The sequence below is a fragment of the Paenibacillus sp. 01T422 genome (genome assembly GCF_056398785.1).
Genome location: NZ_JBFTQB010000648.1, coordinates 1 through 3,808, shown reverse-complemented (window position 1 = coordinate 3,808; position 3,808 = coordinate 1). Strand labels below are relative to the sequence as shown.

The 3,808-nt window shown below is 43.7% G+C and carries 3 protein-coding genes; all 3 read right to left on the bottom strand.

What is annotated here, in order from left to right:
- The coding region (locus tag AC1DUA_RS28120) for an extracellular solute-binding protein (RefSeq protein ID WP_477502904.1) at positions 1–1,283 on the bottom strand (1,283 nt) is incomplete at its 3' end.
- Between the two features lie 116 nt (positions 1,284–1,399).
- Positions 1,400–3,004, bottom strand: a complete 1,605-nt coding sequence (locus AC1DUA_RS28115; protein WP_477502903.1) for a response regulator transcription factor — start codon at positions 3,002–3,004, stop codon at positions 1,400–1,402.
- Positions 2,997–3,808 (bottom strand): sensor histidine kinase (locus tag AC1DUA_RS28110; protein WP_477502902.1); only part of this gene is annotated, 812 nt, incomplete at its 5' end. The genes AC1DUA_RS28115 and AC1DUA_RS28110, both read right to left, overlap by 8 nt.

The following is a 3,808-nucleotide window of genomic DNA, read 5'->3' as shown; positions in this document are numbered from 1 at the left end:
CTAATCAAATGTGGTGCTCCTCCCCCAGCGTAAGGGGTGATTTTGCCTTGATTACCAGATTGCAGGAAGGCATCTGTATAGAATGGAATTCCATCGCGCAAATCATAGTTCTCGCCTTTACGACCGAAACGAAGCAAAGTAGATCCTTCATCGCCATAGAAATAATCAACCCAACGCAGCGTAGCTTCGGGATTCTTGTTTACTGAGGTGATGGCAAAAGCACCAAAATCTCTAGGGACCGGCTGCGCCAACTGCAATCTATCACCATGCGGGCCTTTCACTGGAGCTATACCGATGTATTGATCCGCTACTTTCGTATCCAGCATCGGATTATTCGTCTGATCAAAGAAGAAACCGGTATTTCCTGTCCCTTGCTTAGCCAAATACTGAGCTTCCTTCTGTGTAAATAGCTCTGAATCAAGTAATTTCTCGGAATAGAGCTTATTTAAGTACATCAGCAATTCTTTATTCCGATCGCTACCCATCCAAATGTTAACTTTGTCATTGTCCAAGTTAATGTTATATCCTAACTGAAAATCCAAACCAAAAGATCCTGCCATGATAGGAACGATGCTGAGGCCGTTGCGCGCTGTCATCGGGATCTCATCCTGTTTGCCGTTGCCATTCGGATCTTTATCTCGGAAAGCCTTCAATACCTCGTACAGATCATCCGTAGTCTCAGGTTCTTTCAGGTTCAGTTTCTTCAGCCAAACTTGGTTCATCCAGCGTTTATCGGTTCTGGCAGCGTTTACAGTTACGATACCTGGCAAGGCATAGATGTGGCCTTCAGGCGTCGTAATAGCCGAACGAATTTCTGGATAGGTATCCATTAGCTTTTTGATATTAGGCGCGTACTTATCAATCATACTCTCGAGAGGTATTAATTGGCCGCCTGAACCGTATCGAATTGCTTCCAGAGGTGTGAGACCTGAGCGGTACAAAGCATCCGGGAGTTCATTCGATGCGAAAAGCAGATTCTTTTTCTCATTAAAACCATCTGTAGGCGCCTCAATGAACTCAACTTGAACGTTGCTCATTTTCTCGAAGTCCTGGAACACCGGCATGTCTTTGAATGGCCCATTGACTGGCGCAATCCGTGTAAACATTTTCAACTTCAGCGGTTCTTTGACAATTGGAAATCCTTCTGAAGATGTTTTGCTTGAAGCTTCACCTTTGGATTTGCCTTCTTTCTCTGTACTTGGCGTATCCGAGCTGCATGCTGATAATGTCATACTGGAAACAACTAACGTTGAAAGCAGTACTGTCCCCCAATTTCTTTTCATTCTTTCTTTCCTCCGATCATGTTGTTTTCACCCTCTTAAGAAAGCGTTTTCTAAGGGTTGATCTCATTATAAATAAAGACTTCATCCTGCTGATTCAACATATATGACATTTCATTCTACTTTTTTGACGTTTTCAATTGATCGATATACGCTTGTGGCGTCATCCCCGTTATGCTTTTAAACACTTTGAAAAAGTAGGTATAGCTCAAAAAGCCAACCTCACTGCTTATTTGTTTCAATGCGAAAGCGCCCGATTCCATGAGCATGCAGCTTTTCTTAATGCGAACTCGATTGATATATTCTGTGAACGTCATTTGCGTTTCTTCTTTGAACAACCTGCTTAGGTAGGATGGATTTAAATTAAGGGCACTGGCCGTGCTTTCCAAGGAGATATTGGCAGCATAGTTATCCGAAATATACTGTACTGCTTTGGCAATATGACGCGAGTATAAGCCCCCAGCTTGCTGTTCTTTTATGAAATCAACGATACGTGCATAATACGCTAGCAGCCACTGTTCGAGCTCAAAAACACTGTTCATTCGCCCAAGTTCATTCCGCGTTGGAATGAGCTGCATGTCCTCTCTAGCGATGTGAGAAAACTGCTGTTTTAATGACATCTCTATGAGCCGAAGCATTTCGCTGACTATGATTTGTACCGTCATAACGTAGACCGGCTGGTTTCTTACAGTGGCAAAAACGGTTGAAATGGTATGGTAGATCCTTTCCCCATCGAGTTGTTCCAAATAAAGGAGCAATTGCTTCTTCTCTTCTACAAAGAGCGCATCTCTTAGCGCCAAAGGGTGCAAATCTTGATATACCATTTTATTCATATCTTGATCAGCCTTGCGATAACTAGCGACAAGCTGCTTTAAACTCCCGCTTCGTGGACCAACGATGTAGACACATTTTAGATTAAGGAATTTCTCAAGGGAATGAGAAAGCGCACTCATCGCTTGATTAATTTGGGTTGTTACCGCAAGCTCGCTTCGATCCTCTGATGAGAATAGAATAATAAACCGTCCTTCTCCCACATAGCCTACTGTCCGTTTCTGAACGTCGCCTATTGCCATTTGCATCACATCTGTCACTTGCTGGACGAATCTATTTTTCTGAACGTCATTGAATAACTCCGTCAACAACAGGAAAGGTACAATTTGAACGGCTGCAGTTCCGTAATTGACGGAATGCGTGTAGAGGTCATTATCTTTGGCATATGTAAGTAATAATGCTTCGGCGCCTTCCACATCTCTAGCCAAATTCGCCACATGTTCGCGAAGAATAACTGGACTTAGGCTCTCGATGATTTGGGTTTGCGCACTGCGAGCTTTATGCTCCCGTGCTTCACTCTGCAGTTCCACGACTGCTTGATCCAGCAGCGTTAAGAGCGCGCTCGCATTCAAGCGATGTTTGAGCAAATAATCCATAGCCCCATTCATGAGACAGGTGCGAACATAATCGAAATCGTCAAAACTGCTCAGCATGATCATTTTAACCTTCGGAAATTTGTCTTTCATCCTGCGACTGAGCTCTACCCCATTCATATTCGGCATGCTTACATCCAAAATGGCAATGTGCGGCGTATGCTGCTCCATCATAGAAAGGGCCATAGCGCCGTTCTGCGCTTCCCCCCAAATGGTGAAACCATGCTTCTCCCAGTCCAACATCCCCTTCACATCGTTGCGTGCCAAGGCTTCATCGTCAACCAATAATACCTCAAACATGCTTCTCCCCCTCCTGTTCAATTCGATCTATTATTGGAAATCTGATCTGCACAGTCGTGTACGCATCTGGTTCACTATCTAGAAAGACCCCGTAAGGTTCTCCGAAAAGGCGAACGATACGCTCGTGCACATTACGTACTCCCATACCGCTGAAGCGTGTATTTGTGTTTACTTCAAAGAGTGCATGGATTTGTTCCTTCGACATACCTCTGCCGTTATCTCGGACATCGATTCGCAATTCCTTACTTTCCTCATAGATGCGAATCAACACTTCACCTTCACACTCTGAGGCAGCTAGCCCATGAATGATGGCGTTTTCCACAAGAGGTTGGAGCATCAGCTTCAACACGCTACGTTGTAAAAGCTCTTCATTTTCGACTTCAATATTCAAATGGACAGGTTCCACATATTTGTATTTTTCAATCGTAACGTAACTACGAACATACTGCAGTTCCTCTTGCAGCGTGAGAAATTCATTCGTATTTCCAAGTACACCACGCATAAGTTCAATCAAAGATTCAGATACCTCGACAATGTTTGGCACTCCATTTAATTTGGCTAAATATTTCACCGTATTCAGTGTGTTGTATAGAAAATGAGGTCGAATTTGAGCCTGCAAAACAGCCAATTCTGCTTCGCGCTTCTCCTTCTCAGTTGTCATGATACCTTCAAGTAAACGCTTTAATTGTTCCACCATACTTTTGAAAACTTGATAAAGCTGACCGATTTCATCCTTGGAATGAATTTCAACCGTAGGCAGCGACATATTGCCTTCCATGACATGCATCATCATCGATCGCAACC

Bases quoted from the DNA above. Each gene is read 5' to 3' on its own strand.
- AC1DUA_RS28115 (WP_477502903.1), bottom strand. From the start codon at position 3,004: ATGTTTGAGGTATTATTGGTTGACGATGAAGCCTTGGCACGCAACGAT.